The organism is Lentzea sokolovensis (assembly GCF_033949975.1).
Classification (GTDB): Bacteria; Actinomycetota; Actinomycetes; order Mycobacteriales; family Pseudonocardiaceae; genus Lentzea; species Lentzea sokolovensis.
This window is the reverse complement of the sequence record NZ_JAXAVU010000019.1, coordinates 1-24,334: the sequence shown is the minus strand read 5'-3', so window position 1 is coordinate 24,334 and position 24,334 is coordinate 1. Positions and strand designations below refer to the sequence as shown.

At 68.6% G+C, this 24,334-nt stretch carries 22 protein-coding genes and 1 riboswitch; of the genes, 13 read left to right on the top strand and 9 right to left on the bottom strand.

All coding sequences use genetic code 11. From position 1 onward, the window contains the following. Positions 1-89: 89 nt before the first annotated feature. Positions 90-2,174: a RecQ family ATP-dependent DNA helicase gene (locus SK854_RS46760; RefSeq protein ID WP_319981663.1), complete on the bottom strand. Its 2,085-nt coding sequence runs from the start codon at positions 2,172-2,174 to the stop codon at positions 90-92. Positions 2,175-2,204: 30 nt separating this feature from the next. Here SK854_RS46760 and SK854_RS46755 point away from each other — a divergent pair, with 30 nt between their 5' ends. From SK854_RS46755 to SK854_RS46710, 10 genes are all read left to right on the top strand, one after another. Continuing rightward, complete coding sequence (locus tag SK854_RS46755) at positions 2,205-3,503, top strand: glutamate-5-semialdehyde dehydrogenase (RefSeq protein WP_406601916.1); 1,299 nt, start codon at positions 2,205-2,207, stop codon at positions 3,501-3,503. A 16-nt stretch (positions 3,504-3,519) separates the two neighbouring features. Continuing rightward, complete coding sequence (locus SK854_RS46750; protein WP_319981661.1) at positions 3,520-4,689, top strand: cytochrome P450; 1,170 nt, start codon at positions 3,520-3,522, stop codon at positions 4,687-4,689. A gap of 182 nt (positions 4,690-4,871) precedes the next feature. Further along, positions 4,872-5,453, top strand: a complete 582-nt coding sequence (nadD, locus tag SK854_RS46745; protein WP_319981660.1) for a nicotinate-nucleotide adenylyltransferase — start codon at positions 4,872-4,874, stop codon at positions 5,451-5,453. A gap of 85 nt (positions 5,454-5,538) precedes the next feature. Further along, positions 5,539-5,742, top strand: coding sequence for a transcription antiterminator/RNA stability regulator CspE (cspE, locus tag SK854_RS46740; RefSeq protein WP_030468099.1), 204 nt, complete (start codon positions 5,539-5,541; stop codon positions 5,740-5,742). Between the two features lie 142 nt (positions 5,743-5,884). Beyond that, complete coding sequence (gene rsfS, locus SK854_RS46735) at positions 5,885-6,268, top strand: ribosome silencing factor (RefSeq protein ID WP_319981659.1); 384 nt, start codon at positions 5,885-5,887, stop codon at positions 6,266-6,268. Positions 6,269-6,276: 8 nt separating this feature from the next. Further along, the gene (locus SK854_RS46730) at positions 6,277-6,882 is read left to right on the top strand and encodes a histidine phosphatase family protein (RefSeq protein ID WP_319981658.1); all 606 of its coding nucleotides are present in this window, start codon (positions 6,277-6,279) and stop codon (positions 6,880-6,882) included. Next, complete coding sequence (octT, locus tag SK854_RS46725; RefSeq protein ID WP_319981657.1) at positions 6,879-7,610, top strand: diglucosylglycerate octanoyltransferase; 732 nt, start codon at positions 6,879-6,881, stop codon at positions 7,608-7,610. Before SK854_RS46730 ends, octT begins: the two co-directional genes overlap by 4 nt. Positions 7,611-7,630: 20 nt before the next feature. Further along, positions 7,631-8,524, top strand: coding sequence for a DegV family protein (locus tag SK854_RS46720; protein WP_319981656.1), 894 nt, complete (start codon positions 7,631-7,633; stop codon positions 8,522-8,524). A gap of 87 nt (positions 8,525-8,611) precedes the next feature. After that, on the top strand, positions 8,612-9,310 hold the full coding sequence (locus SK854_RS46715) for a ComEA family DNA-binding protein (protein ID WP_319981655.1): 699 nt from the start codon (positions 8,612-8,614) through the stop codon (positions 9,308-9,310). 742 nt (positions 9,311-10,052) lie between these two features. After that, positions 10,053-12,830, top strand: coding sequence for a DNA internalization-related competence protein ComEC/Rec2 (locus SK854_RS46710; RefSeq protein WP_319981654.1), 2,778 nt, complete (start codon positions 10,053-10,055; stop codon positions 12,828-12,830). On the opposite strand, the gene SK854_RS46705 is transcribed toward SK854_RS46710, so the two are convergent. After that, on the bottom strand, positions 12,802-13,317 hold the full coding sequence (locus SK854_RS46705) for a hypothetical protein (protein ID WP_319981653.1): 516 nt from the start codon (positions 13,315-13,317) through the stop codon (positions 12,802-12,804). The genes SK854_RS46710 and SK854_RS46705 overlap by 29 nt on opposite strands. Before the next feature lie 51 nt (positions 13,318-13,368). Beyond that, on the bottom strand, positions 13,369-14,625 hold the full coding sequence (gene thrC / locus SK854_RS46700; RefSeq protein WP_319981652.1) for a threonine synthase: 1,257 nt from the start codon (positions 14,623-14,625) through the stop codon (positions 13,369-13,371). Between the two features lie 11 nt (positions 14,626-14,636). After that, positions 14,637-14,771, bottom strand: a riboswitch (SAM riboswitch). A gap of 78 nt (positions 14,772-14,849) precedes the next feature. Here thrC and holA point away from each other — a divergent pair. Next, positions 14,850-15,827 carry a DNA polymerase III subunit delta gene (gene holA, locus SK854_RS46695; protein WP_406601912.1) on the top strand — a complete coding sequence of 326 codons (978 nt, stop codon included), beginning with the start codon at positions 14,850-14,852 and terminating at the stop codon, positions 15,825-15,827. A 9-nt stretch (positions 15,828-15,836) separates the two neighbouring features. On the opposite strand, the gene SK854_RS46690 is transcribed toward holA, so the two are convergent. From SK854_RS46690 to SK854_RS46665, 6 genes are all read right to left on the bottom strand, one after another. Beyond that, complete coding sequence (locus SK854_RS46690) at positions 15,837-16,646, bottom strand: hypothetical protein (protein WP_319981650.1); 810 nt, start codon at positions 16,644-16,646, stop codon at positions 15,837-15,839. Positions 16,647-16,746: 100 nt separating this feature from the next. After that, positions 16,747-17,013 (bottom strand): 30S ribosomal protein S20, encoded by a 267-nt coding sequence (gene rpsT / locus SK854_RS46685; RefSeq protein ID WP_093605645.1) that lies wholly within the window; start codon positions 17,011-17,013, stop codon positions 16,747-16,749. Between the two features lie 125 nt (positions 17,014-17,138). Next, on the bottom strand, positions 17,139-19,403 hold the full coding sequence (locus tag SK854_RS46680; protein WP_319981649.1) for a glycoside hydrolase family 3 N-terminal domain-containing protein: 2,265 nt from the start codon (positions 19,401-19,403) through the stop codon (positions 17,139-17,141). Positions 19,404-19,519: 116 nt separating this feature from the next. Continuing rightward, on the bottom strand, positions 19,520-20,872 hold the full coding sequence (locus SK854_RS46675; protein WP_319981648.1) for an AAA family ATPase: 1,353 nt from the start codon (positions 20,870-20,872) through the stop codon (positions 19,520-19,522). Between the two features lie 68 nt (positions 20,873-20,940). Next, positions 20,941-21,156 carry a hypothetical protein gene (locus tag SK854_RS46670; RefSeq protein ID WP_319981647.1) on the bottom strand — a complete coding sequence of 72 codons (216 nt, stop codon included), beginning with the start codon at positions 21,154-21,156 and terminating at the stop codon, positions 20,941-20,943. Next, the gene (locus SK854_RS46665) at positions 21,156-22,088 is read right to left on the bottom strand and encodes an SPFH domain-containing protein (protein WP_319981646.1); all 933 of its coding nucleotides are present in this window, start codon (positions 22,086-22,088) and stop codon (positions 21,156-21,158) included. The genes SK854_RS46670 and SK854_RS46665 overlap by 1 nt, the downstream gene beginning before the upstream one ends. 72 nt (positions 22,089-22,160) lie before the next feature. Between SK854_RS46665 and SK854_RS46660 the strand changes: the two genes are divergently transcribed. Further along, on the top strand, positions 22,161-22,595 hold the full coding sequence (locus SK854_RS46660) for an NUDIX hydrolase (RefSeq protein WP_319981645.1): 435 nt from the start codon (positions 22,161-22,163) through the stop codon (positions 22,593-22,595). Positions 22,596-22,639: 44 nt separating this feature from the next. Then, positions 22,640-23,986 carry a polysaccharide lyase 6 family protein gene (locus SK854_RS46655; protein WP_319981644.1) on the top strand — a complete coding sequence of 449 codons (1,347 nt, stop codon included), beginning with the start codon at positions 22,640-22,642 and terminating at the stop codon, positions 23,984-23,986. Positions 23,987-24,334 lie beyond the last annotated feature (348 nt).

Here is a 24,334-nt window from a genome sequence, read left to right as displayed (position 1 = left end):
GTAGGCGGACGTGGGGGCGGCACCACGATGCATCCGTCCGACCGCGAATTCGCCCGGCAACGTTCCGGGCCACACCACTCGCGGGAGGGTCAGTTCGTCACCGCCAGCGCGAACGGCAGCACTGCGGACACCCCCTCCTTCCTGAGCATCCGAGCCGCCACCGTCATCGTCCACCCGGTGTCGATGTGGTCGTCCACCAGCAGAACCGGACCGTCCACACCGGACAGGTCCGGCACCTCGCCCGCCCGCACCAGCCCGGCCAGCCGCTGCGCGCTGTTGGCCCGGTGCGTCGACTCACCGAGCCACACGGTGCCCAGGAACGGCAGCCGTCCGATCGACGCGATCTTCTGGCCGAAGCTGCCGACCAGCTCGGGACGCCGGCGCGAGCCGACCGTCACCACGCCGACAGGCCGTTCGTCCCAGCCCCACGCTGTCAGCACCTTCACGCAGGCCGCGAACACGTCGTCCGGGATCTCGCGGTCGGCGCCGTCCGCGAGCAGGTCGCGCAGCCGGTTGCCCCAGCCGATGTCGGTGAGCCGGCCGAGTGCCCTTCCCGTGGCCGCCACCTCGCCCGCCGGGATCTTGCCGGACAGCGGGACGCCGATCGCGCCCATGCCCGTCGGCCACATCTTGCGCGGTGCCACGTCCAGGCCGGGGCGCAGCAGCCGTTCGCGGGCAGCCTCCGCGGCCACCTCGGACACCTCGACCGACAACCGCTCGCCGGTGCAGTTGTCGCAACGCCCACAGTCGTGCGAGGTCGGGTCGTCGAGCTGGTCCTGCAGGAACTTCATCCGGCACGAACCGGTGCGCTGGTACTCGATCATCACCTGCTGCTCGGCCTTGCGCGCCTCCGCGATGCGCGCGTACCGCTCACCGTCGTACTCCCACGGCCGGCCCGTCGACTCCCAGCCGCCGCGCACCCGCCGTACCGCGCCGTCGACGTCCAGCACCTTCAGCACCACTTCGAGCCTGCCGCGCGACAGCTCGACCATCGGTTCGAGCGCCGCCGTCGAGAGCGGTTTGCTCGCGCCGTCGAGCGCGGACAGCACCTGCCGCACCACCGCCTCTGGCGGGAACGCCAGCGACGTGAAGTACGCCCAGATGTCGCGGTCCTCGTGGCCCGGCAGCAGCACCACCTCGGCCCGTTCGACGCCACGGCCCGCACGGCCGATCTGCTGGTAGTACGCGATCGGCGAGGACGGGGCGCCGACGTGCACGACGAACCCCAGATCCGGCTTGTCGAACCCCATGCCGAGAGCGGAGGTGGCGACGAGCGCCTTGACCTTGTTGCCGAGCAGGTCCTCCTCGGCGCGTTCCCGTTCGGCGGGCTCGGTCTTGCCCGAGTACGAGGCCACCGCGAAGCCCCGTGAGGCGAGGAACGCCGCGATGTCGTCCGCCGCCGCGACCGTGAGCGTGTAGATGATCCCGGAACCGGGCATGCGGTCGAGCTGTTCGGCCAGCCACCCGAGGCGCGACTCCGCCGTGGGCAGCAGGGCGACCGACAGACGCAGGCTGTCGCGGTCCAGCGGCCCGCGCAGCACCAGCGTGCCCTCGTCCGCGCCGAGCCCCAGCTGCTCGGTGACGTCGTGGACCACCCTGTCGTTGGCCGTCGCCGTCGTCGCCAGCACCGGCACGCCCGAGGGCAGCTCCGTCAGCAACGTCCGCAGCCTGCGGTAGTCCGGCCGGAAGTCGTGACCCCAGTCCGAGATGCAGTGCGCCTCGTCGACCACGAGCAAACCCGCCGACGCCGTCAGCGACGGCAGCACCGCATCGCGGAAGTCAGGGTTGTTCAGCCGTTCCGGACTCACCAGGAGCACGTCGACCTCGCCGGCCGCGACCTGCTCCTGCACCGCGTCCCACTCGCCGGGATTCGCGGAGTTGATCGTCACCGCGTGCACACCGGCCCGTGCCGCCGCGTCGATCTGGTTGCGCATCAACGCGAGCAACGGCGACACGATGATCGTGGGGCCCTCACCGAGCTGACGCAGCAACGCCGTCGCGATGAAGTACACGGCCGACTTGCCCCAGCCGGTGCGCTGGACGACGAGAGCCCGGCGGCGCTGGGCCACGAGGGTGTGGATCGCGGTCCACTGGTCCTCGCGCAGCACCGCCTCCGGGCCCGCCAGTGCCCGGAGCCGTTCCTCCGCCAGTTCTCGCAACGCGATGTCGTCCATGAGGGGCAAGCTTGCCAGGCCACTCTGACAATTGTGATTGTCGCAGGTCGTAAGCTGTGTGGCGTGACTGATGACCTGCGCGATCAGGTGCACGCGGCAGCTCGCCGCGCCCGTGTCGCCGCCGACGAACTAGTCCTCGCCACCCGTGAGCGCAAGGACACCGCGCTGCTCGGGATGGCCGCCGCGCTCCGCAAGCGCACGCCAGAGATCATCGAGGCCAATCAGAAGGACCTCGAAGCAGGCAGGGCGGCGGGCCTCCCGGAGAACATCCTGGACCGTCTCACGCTCACCGAAGCTCGCGTCGACAGCGTCGCCGCAGGCCTCGAAACCGTTGCGGGACTTCCGGATCCGGTCGGCCAGGTGATCACCGGCGGCATCCTCCCGAACGGGCTGGAGCTCAAGCAGGTCCGCGTCCCGATGGGCGTCGTCGGCATGGTCTACGAGGGCCGCCCGAACGTCACGGTCGACGCCGCCGGTCTCGCCCTGAAGTCGGGCAACGCGGCGCTGCTGCGGGGTTCCTCGACCGCCGAGAACTCCAACACCACGCTCGTCGCCGTCCTGCGCGACGCACTCGAAAGCGTGAATCTGCCGGCCGACTGCGTGCAGCTCCTGCCGTGCCACGACCGAGCGTCCGTCACGCACCTCATCACCGCGCGCGGCCTGGTGGACCTGGTGATTCCGCGCGGTGGCGCAGGTCTGATCAACGCGGTCGTCGAGCAGGCGACGGTTCCCACGATCGAGACCGGCGTCGGCAACTGCCACGTCTACGTGGACGCGAACGCCGATCTCGACATGGCCGAAGCGATCGTCCTCAACGCCAAGACACGGCGCACGAGCGTGTGCAACGCGGCGGAGTCCCTGCTGGTGCACAAGGACGTCGCGCACGAGTTCGTCCCGCGCATCACCAAGGCGCTGCAGCAGGAGAGCGTGACGATCCACGGTGATGAGCAGTTCGCTCAGCAGTCCGACGTGGTCGCCGCCAACGACGACGACTGGGGCACCGAGTACCTGAGCCTCGACATCGCCGCGAAGGTCGTCGACTCGCTGGACGAGGCGGTGAAGCACATCGCGACGTACGGCTCCGGCCACAGCGAGGCCATCGTCACGAACGACGTGGCGGCCGCACGCAGGTTCACGGCCCGTGTGGACGCGGCGGCGGTGTTCGTCAACGCCTCCACGGCCTTCACGGACGGCGCGGAGTTCGGCATGGGCGCGGAGATCGGCATCTCCACGCAGAAGCTGCACGCCCGCGGCCCGATGGGCCTGACCGAGCTGACGTCCTCTAAATGGGTCGTGTGGGGCGAAGGACACACACGCCCGAAGGCGTAGCTCTACGTTCGGAGACATGGCTCCCACCTACCCGTTCTCCGAAACTGACGGCCTGACCCTCGATCCGACCTATGAACGTCTACGGCGTGATGAGCCCGTCACGCGCGTGACGTACCCGTACGGCGGCGAGGGTTGGCTCGTCACGTCCTACGAAGAGACGAAGTTCGTCCTGGGCGACCCGCGATTCAGTCGTGCGCGCACGGTCGACCAGGACGTGCCGCGGATGCAGCCCCTCATCGCACCAGGCGGGTCGATCCTCACGCACGACGGCGCGGACCACGCGCGCATGCGCCGGTTGGTGTCCAAGGCGTTCACGGTGCGCCGGATCGAGGAACTGCGGCCGCGCGCCCAGCAGATCACCGACGAGCTGCTCGACCGGCTGGACAACCCCGGTGACCTGGTCGAAGGCTTCACCATGCCGTTTCCGATCACGGTCATCTGCGAACTGCTCGGTGTGCCGTTCGAAGACCGCGAGGACTTCCGCAAGTGGTCGAACCAGGCGCTGTCCACGGTCGGTGGCTACACGCCTGAAGAGGCGATGGACGGCGTGATGAAGCTGTACGCCTACTTCACCGATCTCGTCGCGAAACGCCGTGCGCACCCCACGGACGATTTGATGAGCGCGCTCGTCGCCGCCCGTGACAACGACGACAGGCTGAGCGAGGACGAACTCGTCCGGTTCGGCATCACGTTGCTGGTCGCGGGACACGAGACGACGGCGAACATGCTCGCGAACAGCGTCGTGACGCTGTTCGACCACCCGGACGCGATGAAGCGCCTCCAAGACCACCCCGAGACGCTGCCGAACGCGATCGAGGAACTGCTGCGGTTCATCCCGCTGGGCAGCGGCGCCGGCTTCCCCCGCATCGCGACCGAGGACGTCCAGGTCGGCAACGCGCTGGTGAAGGAAGGCGACGCCGTGCTGGTGGTCCTGTCGTCGGCGAACCACGACGAGGCGATGTACGCCAACAGCGCCGAACTGGACCTGGAACGCGAGGTCGGCCAGCACCTGCAGTTCGGCCACGGCATCCACTTCTGCCTCGGTTCGCAGCTCGCCAGGATGGAACTGCGGGTGGCACTCGGCACGCTGCTGCGCCGGATGCCCGGTCTGCGCCTCGCGGAGCCCGTCGAGTTCCGCAAGGGATCGCTGGTCAGGGGCCCGCTGAGGCTCGTCGTGGCCTGGTGAGAAAAATCTTGGACCAACTCGCGTAATGGGGGACCGGCCCGCGCGTTCCTCCAGTGCGCGCGGCTTTGCTTCGGGGTAAGCCGCGACCCGAACGGCCCGTCCTCCCCCTGGGCCGTGCGGTGTGATCAGCACGACCGGCGTCAGGCCATGGGAGCGGCCCGACGCCGGTCTACGCTGTTTCGATGCGCATCGGCGTCATGGGCGGCACGTTCGATCCCGTCCACCACGGCCACCTCGTGGCCGCCAGCGAAGTGCAGGCCAGGTTCGACCTGGACCGCGTGATCTTCGTGCCGACCGGACAGCCCTGGCAGAAGTCGTCGCGGGAGGTCTCCGCCGCCGAGGACCGCTACCTGATGACGGTCATCGCCACGGCCTCCAACCCACGCTTCTCGGTCAGCAGGGTCGACATCGACCGCGAGGGCCCCACCTACACCGTGGACACGCTGTCAGACCTCAAGAAGCAGTACCCGGACGCCGACCTGTTCTTCATCACGGGCGCGGACGCGCTGGAGCAGATCCTGTCCTGGAAACGCGCGGCGGACGCGTTCGAGTTGGCTCACTTCATCGGCGTCACCCGTCCGGGCTACACGTTGAACGACCGGCACCTGCCGCCGGGGTCCGTGTCGCTCGTCGAGGTCCCTGCCATGGCCATCTCGTCCACCGGCTGCCGCGCGCGTACTGCATCCGGTCAGCCCGTTTGGTACCTGGTCCCCGATGGGGTCGTCCAATACATCGCAAAAACAGGTCTGTACTCCGAGTCGTAACCACGTTCGAGTGGATTTTGCGTGCATCCGAGCGCTCGGGGAGCAACAATCAGCGGGTTGTTGCTGGTTCGTGGAAGGCAAGACTTTGGCTACAGGCACCGTGAAGTGGTTCAACGCCGAAAAGGGCTTCGGCTTCATCGCGCCCGACGACGGCTCGGCTGACGTCTTCGTGCACTACTCGGAGATCCAGTCCAAGGGTTTCCGTTCGCTCGAAGAGAACCAGAAGGTCGAGTTCGAGGTCGGACAGGGCCAGAAGGGGCCGCAGGCCCAGCAGGTCCGCCCGCTCTAAGGCTTCGGCACCGGTGAAGGCCACCTCAGGGCGCTGAGGTGGCCTTCGTCATGCGTGGGTGTGAAGTACACGTTGGCGCGCGCCGGTACCCTCAGTAACTCGTGTGGGCGTATCGACGCTCGCCGGAAGTCAGAGGAGTGACGTGGCAGCCACCGACGAGGCACGACGGCTGGCGCTGGTCGCGGCGAACGCAGCGGCCGACAAGAAGGCGCACGACGTGACGGTGCTCGACGTCTCCGACCAGCTCGTGATCACCGACGTGTTCGTGATCGCGTCCGCTCACAACGAGCGGCAGGTCGGCGCGATCGTCGACAACATCGAGGAGAAGCTGCGGGAGGCCGGCACGAAGCCGGTGCGCCGCGAAGGAGCCCGCGAGGGCCGGTGGGTGCTGCTGGACTTCGTGGACGTCGTGGTGCACGTCCAGCACACGGAGGAGCGCAGCTTCTACGGCCTGGAGCGGCTGTGGAAGGACTGCCCGCGCATCGAGTTCGAAGCGGACGTCCCCGCCGAGTCCACGGCTGAATGAGGTAGCTGATGGCCCTGAGCCGGCTCGTGCTGTGGCGGCACGGTGAGACCGACTACAACGCGACAGGTCGTCTGCAGGGTCATCTGGACTCGGCGCTCACCGAGACCGGCTTGAACCAGGCCAGGTTCGCCGTGCCGGTGCTCGCCGGGTTCGAACCTGAGATCGTCGTGGCCTCCGACCTGCAACGCGCGCGCAACACCGCCGGCGTCTTCACCTCGTCGACGGACGTTCCGCTGCGGATCGACGAACGGCTGCGCGAGACCCACCTGGGCAAGTGGCAGGGCCTGAACGTGGCCGAGGTGGAGCAGGAGTGGCCGGGCGCGGTCACGGTGTGGCGCACCGATCCGACCTTCGCGCCGCCGGACGGCGAGTCGCGCGTCGAGGTGGCCGAACGGGCCATCCAGGTGGTCAACGAGGTGGACGCGGAGTTCTCCGGCACCGTCCTGCTGTGCGCCCACGGCGGCCTGATCAGCGCGTTGACCGGGCGACTGCTGGAACTGCCGGTGGCGAACTGGTCGCAGCTCGGTGGCATCTCGAACTGCCACTGGACCGTGTTCACCCGTCGCAACGACCGGTGGCGGCTGTCGTCGTACAACGCGGGCACCACGCGTTGAGACTGCTCGTCCTCGGGGACTCGCTGTCGTTCTTCGGGCCTTCCGGGCCGCTGCCCGCTGATCATCCACGCCTGTGGCACAACATCTGTGCCGAGGCGCTGGGTGGATCGGCGGAGCTCGCGGCCGGGTTCGGGTGGACGGCGCGGGACGCCTGGTGGGCGTTGACCGGGGACCCGCGGATCTGGTCGTTGCTGCCTCGCACGGACGTGCTGGTGTTCGCGGTGGGCAGCATGGACACGCTGCCCTCGCCGTTGCCGACGTACCTGCGCGAGGGCCTGCGTTATGTGCGGCCGGACTGGCTGCGGCGGTGGGTGCGTGCGGGTTATCAGGCCGTGCAGCCGCGGTTGGCGCCTTATACGCGCGCGTCGCTGCCTCCTGCGCTGACGGCGCGCTATCTGCGGGACATGCACCAGTCGGTCCGCAATCTTCAGTACACGATGCCGGCGGTCGGGATCGTGCCGTCGGTGCACCGCGCGGCTACGTACGCGTACGCGCATCAGGGGCACGCGGCTGCGGTTGCGGCTGTGCGCGGGTGGGCCGCAGGTGCGGAAGTGCCGTTGCTGAACCTGCCCGCCGTGATCGGGGAGCACGTGCGATCCGGTGCCGGAAATCCGGACGGGATGCACTGGGGCTGGGAGGGACACGAGCTGGTGGGCAAGGCGATGGCGGAGTTGATCTCTTCCTTGGACGCCATCTCGTCCGTGGCGTTGAGTCCCTCGGAGGAGTGAGCCCCGTAGGCTCGTCGCTCGTGCGCATCTCCATCGTCACCGACTCGACGGCATACCTGCCTGAGGGGTTCGCGAAGCGCCATGCGATCACTGTCGTGCCTTTGCACGTGGCGGTGGACGGTGCCGGACGCCTCGACGGCGTCGACTTCGGTCCCTTCGAACTGGCCGCTGCCCTCGCCGAGCACCGCCGGGTGACCACGTCCCGTCCCACGCCTGGCGAAATTGCCGCCGTCTACCGCGAAGCCTTGTCGTCCTCCGATGCCGTCGTGTCCGTACATCTCTCTCGTGAGCTGTCCGGGACGTGGGAGGCCGCACGGCTGGCGGCCGAGGAGGTCGGCCCCTCGCAGATCCGCGTCGTCGACTCGCGGTCGACGGGCATGGGACTCGGGTTCGCGGTCTTGCGCGCGTGCGCGGCCGTGGCGGCTGGAGGTTCGCACGCCGAAGTGGAGGACGCTGCTTCCGCGGCCGCGTCCCAGACCCGGATGTTCTTCTGCCTCGAGACGCTGGAGCACCTGCGCCGAGGCGGCCGGATCGGCACGGCGGCGGCGCTGGTGGGGACCGCGCTGGCGGTGAAACCGTTGCTGCACATGGACGACGGCCGGATCGTGCCGCTGGAGAAGGTGCGCACCATGAGCCGCGCCGTGGGCCGCTTGGTCGATCTGGCGGCGGCCGCGGCGGGTGACGGCCCGGTCGGACTGGCCGTGCACCACCTGGCCGCTCCCGAACGCGCCGCGGAACTGGCGACCCGCCTGGACGAACGGCTGCCCGGCTCGACGGGATGCGTGATCTCGGAGGTGGGCGCGGTGATCGGCGCGCACACGGGCCCAGGCGTGCTGGGAGTCGTGGTGCTGCCGGGAGGACCGGACAGTCTCCCACAGACCCCCGACAATTCCCCGTCCTCACGGCCCGAGTGATCGCGACCTGTCCACAACCCGCGAGTAATCCACAGCCCCGGAGCCAACCCCACATCCCCGCCCACCCCGCTCCGTAACGTCGCTCGCATGTTCCCCCGCTCCCACCAGGACACCCTCCCGACCGAACGCCTGGCCGCCCTGGCCGACAAGGTGAGAGCCGACCCGACCCTGGTCTACGCACGATCAGAGGACTCGGACGAACACGGCCCGCCTCGCCGCCGCTTCTCCCTGCCGCGCCTCCCACGCCGAGGCCTGCTGGCGTTGGGCGTGGCCGTGGCGTGCGCGGTGATAGGCCTGGGCAGCTGGTGGCAGAGCCCCGCCGCCGAACCGGCTCCGGACCTGGCGCTGGTCAGCACCTCGGCGTCGGCCCCCGAACTGGTCGTGAACGTGATCGGCGAGGTGGCCACCCCAGGTCTGATCACCGCACCGTCAGGCGCACGGGTGGCCGACGCCATCCGCCTGGCAGGAGGCATGAAACCGGGCACCGACCTCCACAACCTGAACCTGGCCCGAAAACTCACCGACGGCGAGCAGATAGCGGTGGGCATCCCGCCCCCACCCCAGGGCGGCGCGGCCCAGGCCGGTGCGTCGCAGCCGAAGCTGAACCTGAACTCCGCCACGGCGACCGACCTGGACGCCCTCCCCGGGGTGGGCCCGGTGACGGCTCAGCGCATCGTCGACCACCGCGCCCGCAAGGGTCCCTTCGCCTCGGTCGACCAGCTTCGCGACGTGGAGGGCATCGGCGATTCGAAGCTGGCCAAGCTGGTCGACCTGGTCCACACATGAGCCTCGCCGCCCAAGTCCTGGGCCTCTACCACCGCACCAGGGCCCAGTACCGCCACCTGACCAGGCCGTCGCTCGTCCCAGCCGACCACAACCACGTGACCCGCCCACTGGCCGTCGCCTTCCCGGTCCACCGCTCCCCGACCCCACCCCGCCGCCGATCCCGCCCGCTGACGACAGCCCTCCGCCACCTGCTGACCGAAGCCTTCCCCCCGCCCGCACCACCGCGCCCAGTGCCACCCGCTCCGCCCTCAAGCCCGGCGGTTCCCCGCCCACGACCATGCCGCCTGTGCGCGGCGACCGTCCAACCCTGAATCTGCGGCCGGCACAACGGAATCAGCCGCTTCTCCGCGCCCTGCCGTCCGATCCGCTTCCTCTCCCACCGCAGCCCTCTTCTTCGCTGCACCGTGCCGCAGTCCTGGAACGTGCTGCCATCCCAACGAAAACCAGCGACCTGCCCGCCGAGCCGTGATTCCAGACCCGGATCGGCCGCCGGTTCGCGCTCACCCCCGAGCAACGGCCGCACACCCCCAACCCACCGATCGGAGTCAGCCATGCCCTCGGTCCGCATCACCCGTCACACCCGCATCGACACCGCCTGGTACCACCCCACAGCCCGACGCCCCCAGGTCCAGCCGCAAGTTCTCCCACGCCACTCACGGCCGCGCCCTCCGAAGCTGCCCCAACCCCGCCAGGGCAGCCCCACTCCTGACCTGAGACCTCCCACCGACCAGGGGAGGCCCCGATGTCTCGCAAACACCCGGTAACCCACGACTACCGCCTGGTCCCCGCGGCCGCCGCAGTCTGGACCACCGCCGTGGCAGGCCTCTTCGTGAGCTGGCAGGCAGCGGCGATCACCGGCCTGGCAGCAGGAGCCGTAGGCCTGATCGCCTGGCGAAGAGCGTGGTGGGCCAGGACCTGTGCGATAGCCCTCCTGGTCTCCGGCCCGCTGGCGGCGGCCTGGGTAGGAGGCCACGTCCTGCGAGCCGAGTCCCACCCGCTCCACCTGGCCGCCAACGAGGGCCGCACCACCACCCTCACCGTCGAGCTCACCACCAGACCGAAGGGAATCCGGGCCGCGGGCTTCGGCGGAACCCAGGCAGGCGTGGAGAACGTCGTGATCAGAGCGACCGCGAACGGCGCCCAGCTCGTGCTGCTTGCCCCGGCGGACAAGTGGCGGGATCTGTTGCCAGGCCAGAAGGTCACGGTCAAAGGCTCGCTCGCTCCACCCAGGGGCGGCGACCTGGCGTCGGCACTGCTGCGGGTACGAGGTCCGCCGGGCGATCCGCAGCCTCCGCCGGTCTGGCAGGCCTGGGCCGATGAGCTCCGTGACGGCCTGCGGCAAGCCAGCACAGTGCTGGACGACGAGGAAGCCGGTCTCCTGCCGGCGCTGGTGGTGGGCGACACCGAGCAGATGGCACCGCGCATCGTGGAGGAGTTCCGCACGGCGGGCCTTTCCCACTTGCTCGCGGTGAGCGGGGCGAACCTGGCCATCGTCTGTGGTGCGGTCTACCTCTTGACGAGGCGGCTCGGTCCCCGTCCGGCGGCTTTGGCCGCGCTGGCGGCGCTGGTCGGGTTCGTCATCCTGGCCGGGCCGGAGCCGAGCGTCCTCCGGGCCGCGGTCATGGGTGCCGTGGCGTTGGTGGGGCTGGTGCTGGGCCGGCAACGGTCCGCGGTGCCGAGCCTCGCGACGGCGGTGGTCGTCCTGGTGCTGCACGATCCGGCGCTGGGCGGTGATCCGGGGTTCGCGTTGTCCGTGGTGGCGACGGCGGCGTTGGTGCTCGTCGCGCCGAGGTGGGCGCGTGCGCTCAAACGGCGTGGCGTGCCGAACGGGCTGGCCGAGGCGATCGTCGTGCCGATGGCCGCGAGCCTCGCCACGGCTCCGTTGGTGGCGGGATTGTCCGGGCAGGTGAGCCTGGTGTCGGTGGTGGCCAACCTGGTCGCCGGTCCGGTGGTCGCGCCGGCGACGGTGCTGGGTGTGCTGGCGGCGGCCGTCGCGCCGCTCTCGCCCTGGGCGGCCGAGGTCATCACCCGCGTTGCCGGACCCGCGGTGACCTGGCTGATCCAGGTCGGCCGGCAGGCGGCTTCCGTGCCCGGTGCGGCGGTCGGCTGGCCCGCCGGCTGGGCCGGGGCGATCGCGCTGACGGCCGTCACCGTCGTGGTCGTGTCGTTGCTGCGGTTCAAGAAGACGCGGACGTTGGTCGTCGCTGTGCTCGTCGGCGGGTTCGTGGTGCTGGTGCCCATGAGAGTCGTGGCGCCGGTCTGGCCGCCCGACGGGTGGAAGGTCGTCAGCTGCGATGTGGGCCAGGGCGATGCGCTGGTCCTGGCCACCGACACAGCGGACACGGCGGTTCTCGTCGACACCGGGCCCGACCCCGGCGCGGTGGACCGTTGCCTGAAGACGTTGGGAATCAAGAAGATCCCGCTGGTGGTGCTGACGCACCTGCATGCGGACCACATCGGCGGTCTCGACGCCGTGCTCACCGGGCGTGCGGTGGGGGCGGTCGCGGTCGGGCCGCTCAAGGAGCCCGCGTGGGCGTGGAGGGAGGTCGGCCAACGAGCCCGCGCCCGGAACGTGCGGGTGGTCGAGCCGAAGGTGGGTGAGCGATTCACGTTGCCAGGACTGGAGTTGGAGGTGCTGGGACCGAGGCGGCCGCCGGTCGCTCAGGACGAGAACACGACGGTGAACGACTACTCGCTCGTGCTCAAGGCGCACACGAAGGCAGGCCGGGTGTTGCTCACCGGTGACGTCGAACTGGCCGGCCAGGCGGCGTTGCTGGGGGAGCGGGACCTCAATGCCGAGGTGCTCAAGGTGCCGCACCACGGTTCGCGGTACTCGCTGCCCGCGTTCCTCAAGGCGGTGCGGCCGCGGGTGGCGCTGGTGAGCGTCGGCACGGGCAACAGGTACGGGCACCCGAGTCCGCACGTCCTCGACGTGTTGCGAACGGGAGGCGCGTTGGTGTTGCGCACGGACAAGGACGGAGACCTGGCGGTGTTGCCGGGAAACCGAATCGTACGAAGGAGAAGAGATGGTCTGGGTCAGGTTGTTCAACGCGCGTTACCCGATTCCCGGTGGCACGCCAGGACTCGCATGGGCGCTGTGGCAGACGAACTACTCGGCGACGCCGTGGCCGCACGACGAGCTCAAACCCGATTTCGGTTACTACATCTGCGAAACGCTCGAAGACGGCACACGCGCCGTCACGTACCGGGCGACGACCACGCACGTGCTGCCGCCGACGAAGGCCGCGGCCCCGGAGGAGGCGTACGACCTCGCCGCGGAGCACGTGTTCGACGACGGCCTGCGGATCGCGCCGGACACCTGGCACGACTACCACTACAACGCGCTCAAGGCGGAAGCCCCGTGGCCGCAACGGATCGTGGCGTGGCGCGCGAACGTGGAACCGGTCGGACCACACGTCGTGGACGGCCTGCAGCGCTTCCCGCGCACGGGCTGGCTCAAGACGGAGGCGATCTCCCTGTGAGCAACGCGTTCAGTGGGCGTGGTCGGCAAGACTGTTGACCAGTGGCAGGGCCAGCGGTGTCGTTGTGGGCCACGGCAAGCTGCCTGGAGCCGATCGCCAGGTGAGATGCACTCGGGCGAACCACCCAGGGTCTTCTTCGACGCTGTAGACGACCTCGTCGCAGCCGCCGCAGCGAGCGATCGCGATGACCTTCTTGCCACGCAACGGGTGTTCGTCCGGGACTTCGGTCCGCAGTTGAGCTTCCAGCTCCGCTTTCTCGCCGTGCGGGATGAATGACCACGGCTCAGGCAGAGGTTGCAGCGTCGCGAACAGGTAGTCGTGTTCGGGACCAGAGCCCGCATCGGACCACGGGCCCGTGTCGCTTTCCGGTCGCCATGCGACGTGGTCACAGGTCTTGCACCGCCGAAGCTCACGTACCTGAAGAGGCTCATCAGGTGCAGGTCGGCGCACGGTGCGGCCGTTCAGCGGTGCAGAACAGGTCGGGCACAGGTCCACGCCCGGAGCATGGCAGGAGCCGATGATCAAGCACAACGCGGTTCGGGGACGCGGGCGCGTCCCCGAACCGGAGGGAGGTGATTAACCCAGTGCCTTGATGACGGCCTCGGCGGACGCCGGGACCGTCGCGCGCGGGCCGATCGTGTCGCCGAGCGCGTCGAGGGTCTTGAGGCCGTCGCCGGTGATCAGCAGCACGGTCTCGGCGTCCGGGTCGAGCTGGCCCGACTCGAACAGCTTCTTCGCCGTCGCGACGGTCACGCCGCCGGCGGTCTCGGCGAAGATGCCCTCGGTGCGGGCGAGCAGCTTGATGCCCTCGACGACCTCTTCGTCGGTGACGTCGTCGATGGCGCCGTTGGTGCGGCGCACGGCGTCGAGCACGTACGGGCCGTCGGCCGGTGCGCCGATCGCCAGCGAGCGGGCGATCGTGTCCGGGCGGACCGGGCGGATGACGTCGTGGCCCGCCTTGAAGGCGGCCGAGATCGGGGAGCAGCCGGTGGCCTGCGCGCCGAACACCTTGTACGGCGTCGCTTCGACCAGGTCGAGCTGGCCGAGTTCGCGGAACGCCTTGTCCACCTTGGTGAGCTGCGAGCCGGACGCGATCGGCACGACGATCTGGTCGGGCAGGCGCCAGCCGAGCTGTTCGGCGACCTCGTAGCCGAGCGTCTTCGAGCCTTCCGCGTAGTACGGGCGGACGTTGACGTTCACGAACGCCCAGTCCTCGTTCTCCGCGGCGAGTTCCTGGGCGAGGCGGTTCACGTCGTCGTAGTTGCCGTCGACGGCGATCAGGGCGCCGTCGTACACGGCGCTCATGAGGATCTTGGCGCGCTCAAGATTGGAGGGAACGAGAACGACCGACTTCCAGCCCGCGCGGGCGGCGGCCGCGGCGACGGCGTTCGCCAGGTTGCCGGTGGACGGGCAGGCCAGCACCTTGAAGCCGAGTTCACGGGCGGCGGCGAGCGCTACGCCGACGACGCGGTCCTTGAACGAGTGGGTGGGGTTGCCGGTGTCGTCCTTCACCCAGATCTTGCGGACGCCCAGGGCCTTGGCGAGGTTGTGCGCCTCGACCAGGCGGGTGCCGCCGGGATCGGTGTTCGGGTGCTGTTCCACAGTGGACGGAACAGGGAGAAGGCCGCGGTAGCGCCAGATCGACCTGGGGCCGGCTTCGATGTCCTCGCGCCGGATCTTCCCGAAGTCGTAGGCCACTTCCAGCGGCCCGAAACACTCGAGACAGGCGTACTCAGGAGCGAGAGGCGTTTCATTTCCGCACTCACGGCACAGCAGCGCGCGGGCGGGGCCGAGGTCGAACTTGGTGCTCGTAGGCACAGAGACAGCAGTCATCGCGAGGTATCTCCTCATCTTTCCCGCGAAATCGAACGGGTCGGAATTGGCACCGTGATCGTCTTCTACGCGCAGTTCTGCGCACAGCGGTGACGCCGGTTGCCGGGGCTTCGTCGGGCCGTTCCCTCTGCCCCTCTGGATGAGCGGTGTTCAGTTGTGGCTACCAACGTACGGCACCCGTCCGGTGGTCAGCCACCAACGTCCACGATTCGGGACGTGGGAAGATGCGGAGCGTGAGCGCACCGGAGTCACTGCACCTCGTCATCGGCGAGGAGGAGTTGCTGGTCGAACGTGCTGTTCGGGCGGCTCTCGAGGCTGCCCGCGAGGTCGATTCGACCGCCGATCTGACCCGCGTCCAGGTGACTGATCTCACGGCTCCGGAGCTGGCCGAACTGGTGAGTCCGTCGCTGTTCGCGGAGGGGCGCGTGATCGTCCTGCAGAACGGGCAGGACATCAGCAAGGAGGTCGCCGACACGGTGCTCTCCTACGTCAAGGCGCCCGCGGACGGGGTCACGCTCGTCGTCGTGCACACGGGCGGTGGTCGCAGCAAGGCGGCCAAGGACCTGCCCGGACAGCTGAAGAAGGCCGGTGCCGTGGTCACGGAGTGTGCCAAGGTCACCAAGTCCGCTGAGCGCGAGGCGTTCGTGCGCAACGAGGTGCGGCGGGCGGGCGGCAAGATCGACCCGGACGCCGTCGCCACGCTCATCGACGCCGTGGGCACGAACCTGCGCGAGCTCGCGGCGGCCTCGTCGCAGCTCGTTTCCGACACCGACGGCAAGGTGACGGTCGAGGAGATCCGCCGCTACCACCAGGGCAAGGCCGAGGTGACGGGGTTCGCCGTCGCGGAGAAAGCCGTTGTCGGTGACCGGGCGGGTGCCATGGAGGCGTTGCGCTGGGCCATGCAGCTCGGCGTGCCGCACGTGCTGGTCGCGGACGCGTTGGCGGACGCGGTGCGCACGGTCGCACGCGTGACCGCGGTGGGGCGCGCCGACCCGTTCAGCCTGGCCGGTCCGCTCGGCATGCCGCCGTGGAAGATCAAGAAGGCGCAGGCCCAGTCGCGTGGTTGGGACCAGGCGGGGCTCGCCGACGCGATGCAGGTGGTCGCGGGGCTCAACGCCGACGTGAAGGGCGTGGCGGCCGACGCCGACTACGCGCTGGAACGTGCCGTGCTTCGGATCGTGGCCGCGCACAGCCGCCGCTGATCCGCGAGATCACCGCGAGCGCGGGATCCCGATCAGGTACTGGGCTCCCGTGAAACCGGGTTCGACGCCGATCGTCCAGGTGAACGACTCGGTGCCGTCCAGGCCGTCGACCATCCGCCGCAGTTCCGCGCGCCCGTACATGCGCAGGAACGACACGACGCTGTCCCAGAACATCATGAACGGCAGCACCGGCACGACGTAGGTCAGCACCAGCCGCAGCAGGTAGCGCGGCAGGGGATTGCGCTGGAACGGCGCCGCCAGCAGCACGGCCAGCGTGAGGAAGAACGGGAAGACGAGCACGTAGAGCCACGACCGCTTGGTGTCCACGACGACCATCGGCTGCCGGGTGTCGACGGCGTTCTGCAGCATGCGCGTGGCCAGTGCGGGCGGGAAGTGGTGGAAGGCGCCGTAGATCGTCCGCGTCCCTTCCAGCCGGCAGTCCGTGGCGTCGACCGACGACGGCACGTGGTCCACCGAGCAGCACGGGTCCGGCAGCCGCCGCCGATTCCCCGCGGCGACGCGCTCGAACGCGGGCACGTTCGGCACCAGGTCCGTCAGCGTGACCTGGGTGTGGACACCCGAAGCGTGCAGCCGGCGCTGGATCAGCGGCACCGGCCCGCCCGAACCGGCACAGAGGTCGACGATTCGGTGGTCCGCGCCCGACCGCAGGGCCAGCGCCAACGGGCGTGCGTACTCGCGCGCGGCGTCCGTGAGCCGGTAGATGGTCGTGATGGACTCCGTGTGCAGCGTGCGCAACACGGCCGGCGTGCCGTCGAGATCGTGGAGCTCGACGAACTCGATGCGCGGAAGCGATTCCATGGAGCTACGCCTACCGTGCCCGAGGCCGCATGCGAAAGGGCTCCACCTCCGCGAGGAAGTGGAGCCCTTTGCAGAAGCTCGATGCGAGCTACGAGCGAGATCAGCCCTCGAGGGAGTTCGCGCGCAGTGCCATCGCCGACTTCTTGTTGGCGGCCTGGTTGGCGTGGATGACGCCCTTGCTGGCGGCCTTGTCGAGCTTGCGGGACGCGTCCTGCAGCAGCTCCAGGGCCTTCGCCTTGTCACCGGCCTCGGCAGCCTCGCGGAACTTGCGGACAGCCGTCTTCAGGGACGACTTGACCGACTTGTTGCGAAGGCGAGCCTTCTCGTTGGTCTTGATCCGCTTGAGCTGGGACTTGATGTTCGCCATGCGACATCACCCTTCTTGTCGAAACCGGAGTTCGTGACGCGCTATGTCGGCACCGGCCACAAGGGCCAGGTCTCCTCCACGGCGGAGAGCCGCGCGTTCACGACGACGAAGGATATCAGGCCAGCTCAGCGCACCGTGAAGGTGGCCTTCTCGGCACCCACCACGGCCTCGTAGCCGCCGCGGGCGACCTCACGCCGTCCGTCACCGTCCACGTCGCCGACCGTCAGGGCCAGCTGTGAGAGCTTGAACGACACCTCGACCTGCTTCGACTGTCCCGCGGCGAGGTCCACGCGCGTGAAGCCCACCAGCCGGGCGTCCGGCGTGAGCACGGGGGAGGCCGGCTGCCGCACGTAGACCGGCACCACAGCGGTGCCCGCACGCCCGCCGGTGTTCGCCACCGTGAACTTCACCACCCCGTTCGAACGATCAACGGACACCGAGGTCCCCGAGGTCGTGAACGACGTGTACGACAGCCCGTGCCCGAACGCGTAGAGCGGGTCGTACTTCGCGCCCGCCGAGGTGTTCGCGCCGGGCAGCTGGTCGTAGGTCAGCGTCGGGTCGCCCAGCGCCTTCGGCCACGACACCGGCAGCTTGCCGCTCGGGTTCACCGCGCCGAACAGCACGTCGGCGATCGCCCGGCCACCCTCGCTGCCCGGCAACCAGCCCGCGACCAGCGCGTTCGCGTCCGCCGCCGCACCGAGCACCTGCGGACGCGCGGTCAGCAGCACCACGACCACCGGCTTGCCGGTCGCCTGCACCGCGTCCACCCACGCCTGCTGCTCGGGCGTCAGCACCGGGTTCTCCGTGTCGGCGGGACCCTCCGCACCGGGCTTCTCACCCAGCACGACGACGACCGCGTCCGCGCCGTCCGCCTCAGCCACCGCCGCGGCCTGAGTCGGAGCGTGCACGACAGACGCACCAGGAACGGCTTCGCGCACACCGGTCAGCACGGTCGCGGTCGGCGGCAACGGCGAGTCGTCCGGCACGCCCTGCCACTCGACGGTCCAGCCGCCGAGTTGGCGCCGCACGTCGTCCGCGGTCTCCCCGGTCACGACGATCTTCTTGACAGACGCCGAAAGAGGCAGCGCGCCGTCGTTCTTCAGCAGCACGGTGCCCTCGGCGGCCGCCTGGCGTGCCAGCGAGCGATCCACGTTCACCACGTTGCCGTCGGCCTTCGCCGGGTCCACGTACGGCTTCTCGAACAGCCCGAGGTCGAACTTGAGCTTCAGCACGCGCCGCACGGCCTGGTCGATCCGCCCGCGCGACACGGAACCATCGCGCACGTTCGCCAGCAGCAACGACGTGAACTCGGCCGCGTTCGACGGTTCCATCGCCATGTCCACACCGGCGTTGACGCTCATCGCGATCGCCGTCTTGTAGTCGGGCGCGACCTTGTGCCGGTCCACCAGGTACTTCATGTCCTGCCAGTCCGAGACCGCGACGCCCTTGAAATCCATCTTGTCGCGCAGCTGGGTCTGCAGCATGTACTTCGACGCGTGCACCGGCACACCGTTGAGCGAGCCGGAGTTGATCATCACGGTCTTCACGCCCGCGTCGAACTGCGCCTGGAACGACGGCAGCACGAGGTCCTGCAACTGCCGGATCGGAATCTGCGCCGCCGCGCGGTCGTGCCCGTTCGCCGGCGCCGAGTACCCGGCGAAGTGCTTCGCCGTCGCGGTCAGCTGCGCGGTGTCGTCCACCTTGGACTGCTGCCCGCGCACGTTCGCCGCCGCCAGTTGCCCGGCCAGGAACGGGTCCTCGCTGTAGGTCTCGTAGAAACGGCCCCAGCGCGTGTCCCGCGCGATGTCCGACACCGGCGCGAAGTTCCAGAAGACACCGGTCGCGCGCAACGCCTTCGACGCCGACACACCGATCTTCTCCTGCAGCCCGGGATCCCACGTCGCGCCGAGCCCGATCTGGTGCGGGAACATCGTCGCGGAGATGACGTTGTTGTGCCCGTGCACGCCGTCCGCGCCGTAGATGATCGGGATCTTCAACCTGTTGTTCTCCAACGCATAGCGCTGGATCGCGTTGTTCATCTCGGCCCACGCCCTGGGCGTGTTGTCGAGCGGCGCGTCACCGCCGCCGGACAGGATCGAGCCGACGTGCGCGTCCGCGAGCACCGCCTTCAGGCAGGAGTCGACCAACGGCCCGTTGACGTTGTTGCAGTCACCGCGCAGCTTCCCGACGCGGATCTGGGCCATCTGCCCGATCTTCTCCTCGACCGTCATTCTGCGCAGCAGGTCCTCGACCCGCCGCTCCGATGACGCCCGACTGTCCAAATAGATCTCTTTACCCGCCGCCAGACCACCCGCCGGTGTCAGCGACGCGATCACCACAGCAACGCCCAGCACGCCGAGACCAGCGCGCTTGCGGGAGAACAAAGACAAGACTCCTCCACGTACCCCGGTGCGCCCGCCGCACACGATCGCGTGGAGGAGTCGGTCAAAACACCCCCGAACGGCTGAACTAAATGACAGCGTTTTCATGCTGGTGAAACGCCTGTTCAGCCGCCCAGGAGAGTGCGGGTGAGTGACTGTTTTTCTTCCATCAGCCCGGCCAGCGCGGCCGAGATCGTGGCCTCGTCGAGCCGCACGCGTCCGACGCCCGGTTGCTCGTCCAACGCGAGCAGCGTCGCCCGCCGCACGAGCTCCTTCACGAACGACGCCGTCACGCCCTCACTCGCCGCCACGATCTCCGACGCGTCGGGAAGATCGAGATCGGTGCCGGAGGCGTAGAGGCGCAGCAGCCGTTCGCGGGCGTCCGCGTCGGGCAACGGCACGTGCGTCGCGAGGTCGATCCGGCCGGGCCGCTGGGTGAGGGCCTGCTCCAGCACGTCCACGCGGTTGGTGGTGAGCACGAACGTCACGTCCGCCTCGGAACCGATGCCGTCCATCTCGTTCAGCAGCTCGAACAACGCCGGGCTGCCCGACTCGGTGTGCCGCCGGTCCTCGGCGATCAGGTCGACGTCCTCGACGACGATCACCGACGGCGCGAGCTTCCGCGCCATCGAAGTCGCCACCTTCAGGAGCTTCAGCATCGCGACGCCGCTCAGCACGATCACCGTCGAGGACTCCAGCCGTCCCATCAGGTACCGGATCGTGTGCGTCTTACCGGTGCCGGGCGGTCCGTGGAGCAGCAGTCCGCGTTTCAGGTGTTGTCCGTGTGCCGTCAGCCGTGCGCTTTGCTCGGCCGTGCGCACCACGTGGCGTTCGATCGCGTCCAGCACGCCTTCTGGCAGAACAACGTCCTCGGACCGCAACGACGGTCTCGGTAAGAAGGTCAGGAGCTGGTTGCGCCGGTGCTCGCTGAGCCCGAACGCCATCACCTTGCCCTGGAACAGGTTGTGCCGCGCGATCTGTCGTTCGACCGCCTCACGCGTGGCCGTCGCGATTTCTCTCGACCCCGCCAGCACCTGCAACGAACAAAGGGAGTCGCAGTCCTCTCCCGGCCCCTGCAACGCGAGGACCACCGGCTCGCCGTCCGGTGACCGCGAGAGGACCAGTCCGAGCTGCACCGCCTCGACCGCGGTGTCGGGACCGGTGGCCACCGTCGCGTAGTCGACGGGCCCGAGCCCGAAGCTGCCGTCGTGGACCGCCCCGCTCACCATGTCCACGAGGTACTGGAACGCGCGCTTTCCCGCTATGCCGAACCACTCCGCCTCCGGAGAGTGTTCGGCGAGGTACGTCTCGATCCCGCGGTGGACGTTGACGTGCTCCCAGGCCATGAACTTGGCCGTCACGGTGGGAACCTGTGCCATCGGAATGCCCATGTGCCCGGAGACCTTCCGGACCAGCGTCGACTCAGCGCCGTCGGAGACCAGTTTCCTGGCCTCCTCCAACAACCCCTGCAGAGCCAACGCAAGCGATCGTGCGTCAGATGTGTGGAGATCTGTCATCGATTTCCACCGTACGCACGACCGTCCGGTCAGTCCTCGGCGTTCTGCTCAGGATTCTTCGGTGGCCTGCCCCGACGCGGCATCTTCTTTGCCCCATCGGGCAACCGGCCGGCCTCCGCCAGCGCACGTCGCAGCAGGAACTCGATCTGCGCGTTGGTGCTGCGCAGCTCGTCGTTCGCCCACCTGCTCAACGCGTCGTGCACCGCCGGGTCCAGCCTGAGCAGAACGCTTTTACGCTCAGCCATCAGGTGTAGAGCGATCCCGCGTTCACCACGGGCTGGGTGGATCGGTCACCGCACAGGACGACGAGCAGGTTCGACACCATCGCCGCCTTGCGTTCCTCGTCGAGCTCCACGACGTCGTGCTCGGCGAGCCGGGCCAGCGCGAGCTCGACCATGCCGACGGCGCCCTCGACGATCCGGGTCCGTGCCGCGACGACCGCGCTCGCCTGCTGCCGTTGCAACATCGCGTGGGCGATCTCCGGCGCGTACGCGAGGTGCGTGAGCCGCGACTCGATCACCTTCACGCCCGCGGACTGCACCCGTGCCGAGATCTCGATCGCGAGCGTCTCGGTGATCTCGTCCGCGTTCTCCCGCAACGACAGACCGGTCTCCTCGTGGTTGTCGTACGGGTAGCTGTTCGCGATGTGCCGTACGGCGGTCTCGGTCTGGATGCCGACGAACCGCACGAAGTCGTCGACCTCGAACCGTGCGCGCGCAGTGTCCTCGACCTGCCACACGACCACGGCTGCGATCTCGATCGGGTTGCCGTCGGCGTCGTTGACCTTGAGCGTCGCCGTCTCGTGGTTGCGGATCCGCACGGAGATCTTCTCCCGCGTGGTGATCGGGTTCGCCCACCGCAGACCGTCCGTGCGCGCCGTGCCCACGTAACGGCCGAGGAACTGCAGCACGCGCACCTCGCCGGGCGCGACGGTGAACAGCCCCTTCCAGATCACCGCGGCGGCCAGGAACAGCAGCACTCCAGTGAGCAGCAGCCCGGCCGCCGGGTCGCCGTTGGCAGCGTCGGTCGCCTTGATCCCCTCGATGATCGTCCACACGCCCACACCGAGCACCGCCAACCCAGCGAAGAACATGAGGAGACCGGGCAGTTCCCGCGCTTGCTTCTCGCGGACGACAGGTGCCGGCATCTGGACCGTCGTATCGATGGATGCAGTCATCCAGGACCCCCTAGCGAAGTAGTATCTAAGTGATATCACTTTTACGTGGTGATCGCCAGTAGGCTGGATCGCATGAGGGCGAAGAAGCAGCGCGTGGCCGCGTACGGGGTGTGCATCAACGACGCCGACGAGATCCTGCTGGCGCGCTGGATTGGCCCAAAGGGCAAACGTTGGATCCTGCCCGGAGGCGGCATCGACCACGGCGAGCACCCGTACGACGGGGTCATCCGGGAGTTCGCGGAGGAGACCGGCCACACCGTCGAGGTGCTCCGCCTGCTCGGCATCGACTCCGAGCTCCGCGAGGAGCCGGACCGCGACTACCACGCGCTTCGCATCATGTACGAGGTGCGGATCGTGGGCGGCGAGCTGCGCAACGAGGTGGGCGGCTCGACCGACCTCGCGCAGTGGTTCCACGTGTCAGAGGTCGGACAACTGGAACGCGTGCCGTCCCTCGATACGGCCCTTGGTTTGTATCGAACTGCCCCACCTGCCGGAATCTTGCGGTAGATTTCGCTCTACCGCCGCCAACTTGCCTCCAATGGAGTTGGCGAATGATCCGATCACTGGCCGCACTCGGCGCGGCCGCCCTGCTGTCGTCCTTCGTCCCGGTGCCGGCCTACGCGGCTGTCGTCAGCGTCTCGAGCGTGTCCTCCCTGCAGGCCGCTCTCGACACCGCGCGTGCTGGTCAGCGCATCGTGCTGGCCCAGGGCCTGCACACCGCCGAGAAGCCCATCAAGATCACCAAATCGGGCATCACCGTCGCCGCGCAGACCGTCGGCGGCACGGTGTTCACCCGCGGCGGCTTCGAACTCGGAGCCGTTCGAGACGTGACGATCGAGGGCTTCGTCTTCAACGGAACCAGCACGCTCTCGATCCCCGCGGAAGCGCAGGCCACGCGCATCACCCGCAACACGTACTCGGGGAACAAGGACGGCGCTTCGCTCAGCGTGAGCGCCGACGACGTCCAGATCGACCACAACACGTTCCAGAACCGGACCAACGAGGGCGTCTACCTGCAGATCACCGGCCCCGGCAGCGAGATCGCCAAGCGGTCGTGGATCCACCACAACTACTTCTACAACCACCAGTTCACCGGCGCGAACGGCGGTGAGTCGATCCGGCTCGGCTACAGCCACAAGCAGTCGAAGTCGGCGAACGCGATCGTCGAGCACAACCTGTTCGAGAAGGCGGACGGCGACGCCGAGGCCATCTCGATCAAGTCGTCGGACAACATCGTCCGCTACAACACGATCCGCAACAGCAAGGGCTACATCGTCCTGCGCCACGGCCACCGCACCACGGTCGAGGGCAACCTGCTGTTCAACAGCGGCATCCGCTTCCACGGAAACGACCACAAGGTCATCAACAACTACGTGGAGACCACCAAGGACCGCGCGATCGTGTTCGGCTCCGGCAAGGAGGCCGACAGCGGCCCCGACTCGAAGCTGCACGATCGTCCTGACCGCGTGACGGTCGCGTTCAACACGCTGATCGGTACCGGCGCAGTGGTCGACAGCGACGGCGGGGACTTCAAGCCGAAGGACTGCGTGCTCGCGAACAACGTCATCAAGGGTTCTTCGGGTGGCGTCGTCTCCATGCACTCGGGTTCGACCGTGAAGTACGAGGGCAACGTCATCTGGGGCGGGACCGGCGGCAACATGCCGGCGTCCGGTTACAAGTCCGTGGACCCGAAGCTGGTGAAGGACGCCAACGGACTGTTCCGGCTGTCTTCCGGTAGCCCTGCCATCGACGCGTCGGTGGGCACCTACTCCTATGTGACGCGTGACTTCGATCCGCAGGCTCGCTCGGGCAAGCCTGATGTCGGGGCGGATGAGTACAACTCGTCGGCGGTGCGGAAGCCGCTGACGAAGGCCGATGTCGGGGTCTCCGCGCCCTGACGAACGCATTTGTCCTGGTGATCGCACGTTTCGCGGTCACCAGGACCCCCCGATTTGGAGATCGAAACAGGCCCGTGTAATGTTCTCCATGTCAGAGCGAAGCGGGCCGGGAAATACAGACCGGAACGGGCCTGGCCAAAAAACCGGAAGACAAAGAGCCTCCAAGAGGCCGATTTGACACCGGGAAGCAACACCAAATAAGCTTCAAACACAGCCCCGAGAGAGAAACTCCGGAAACGGAGTGAGGATCCGGTGAGCGCGTGTTCTTTGAGAACTCAACAGCGTGCCGAAACACAGCCAGTAATATATGAATTACCTCCTCGTCGAGGTAGTTCCTTTGAGGCAAGG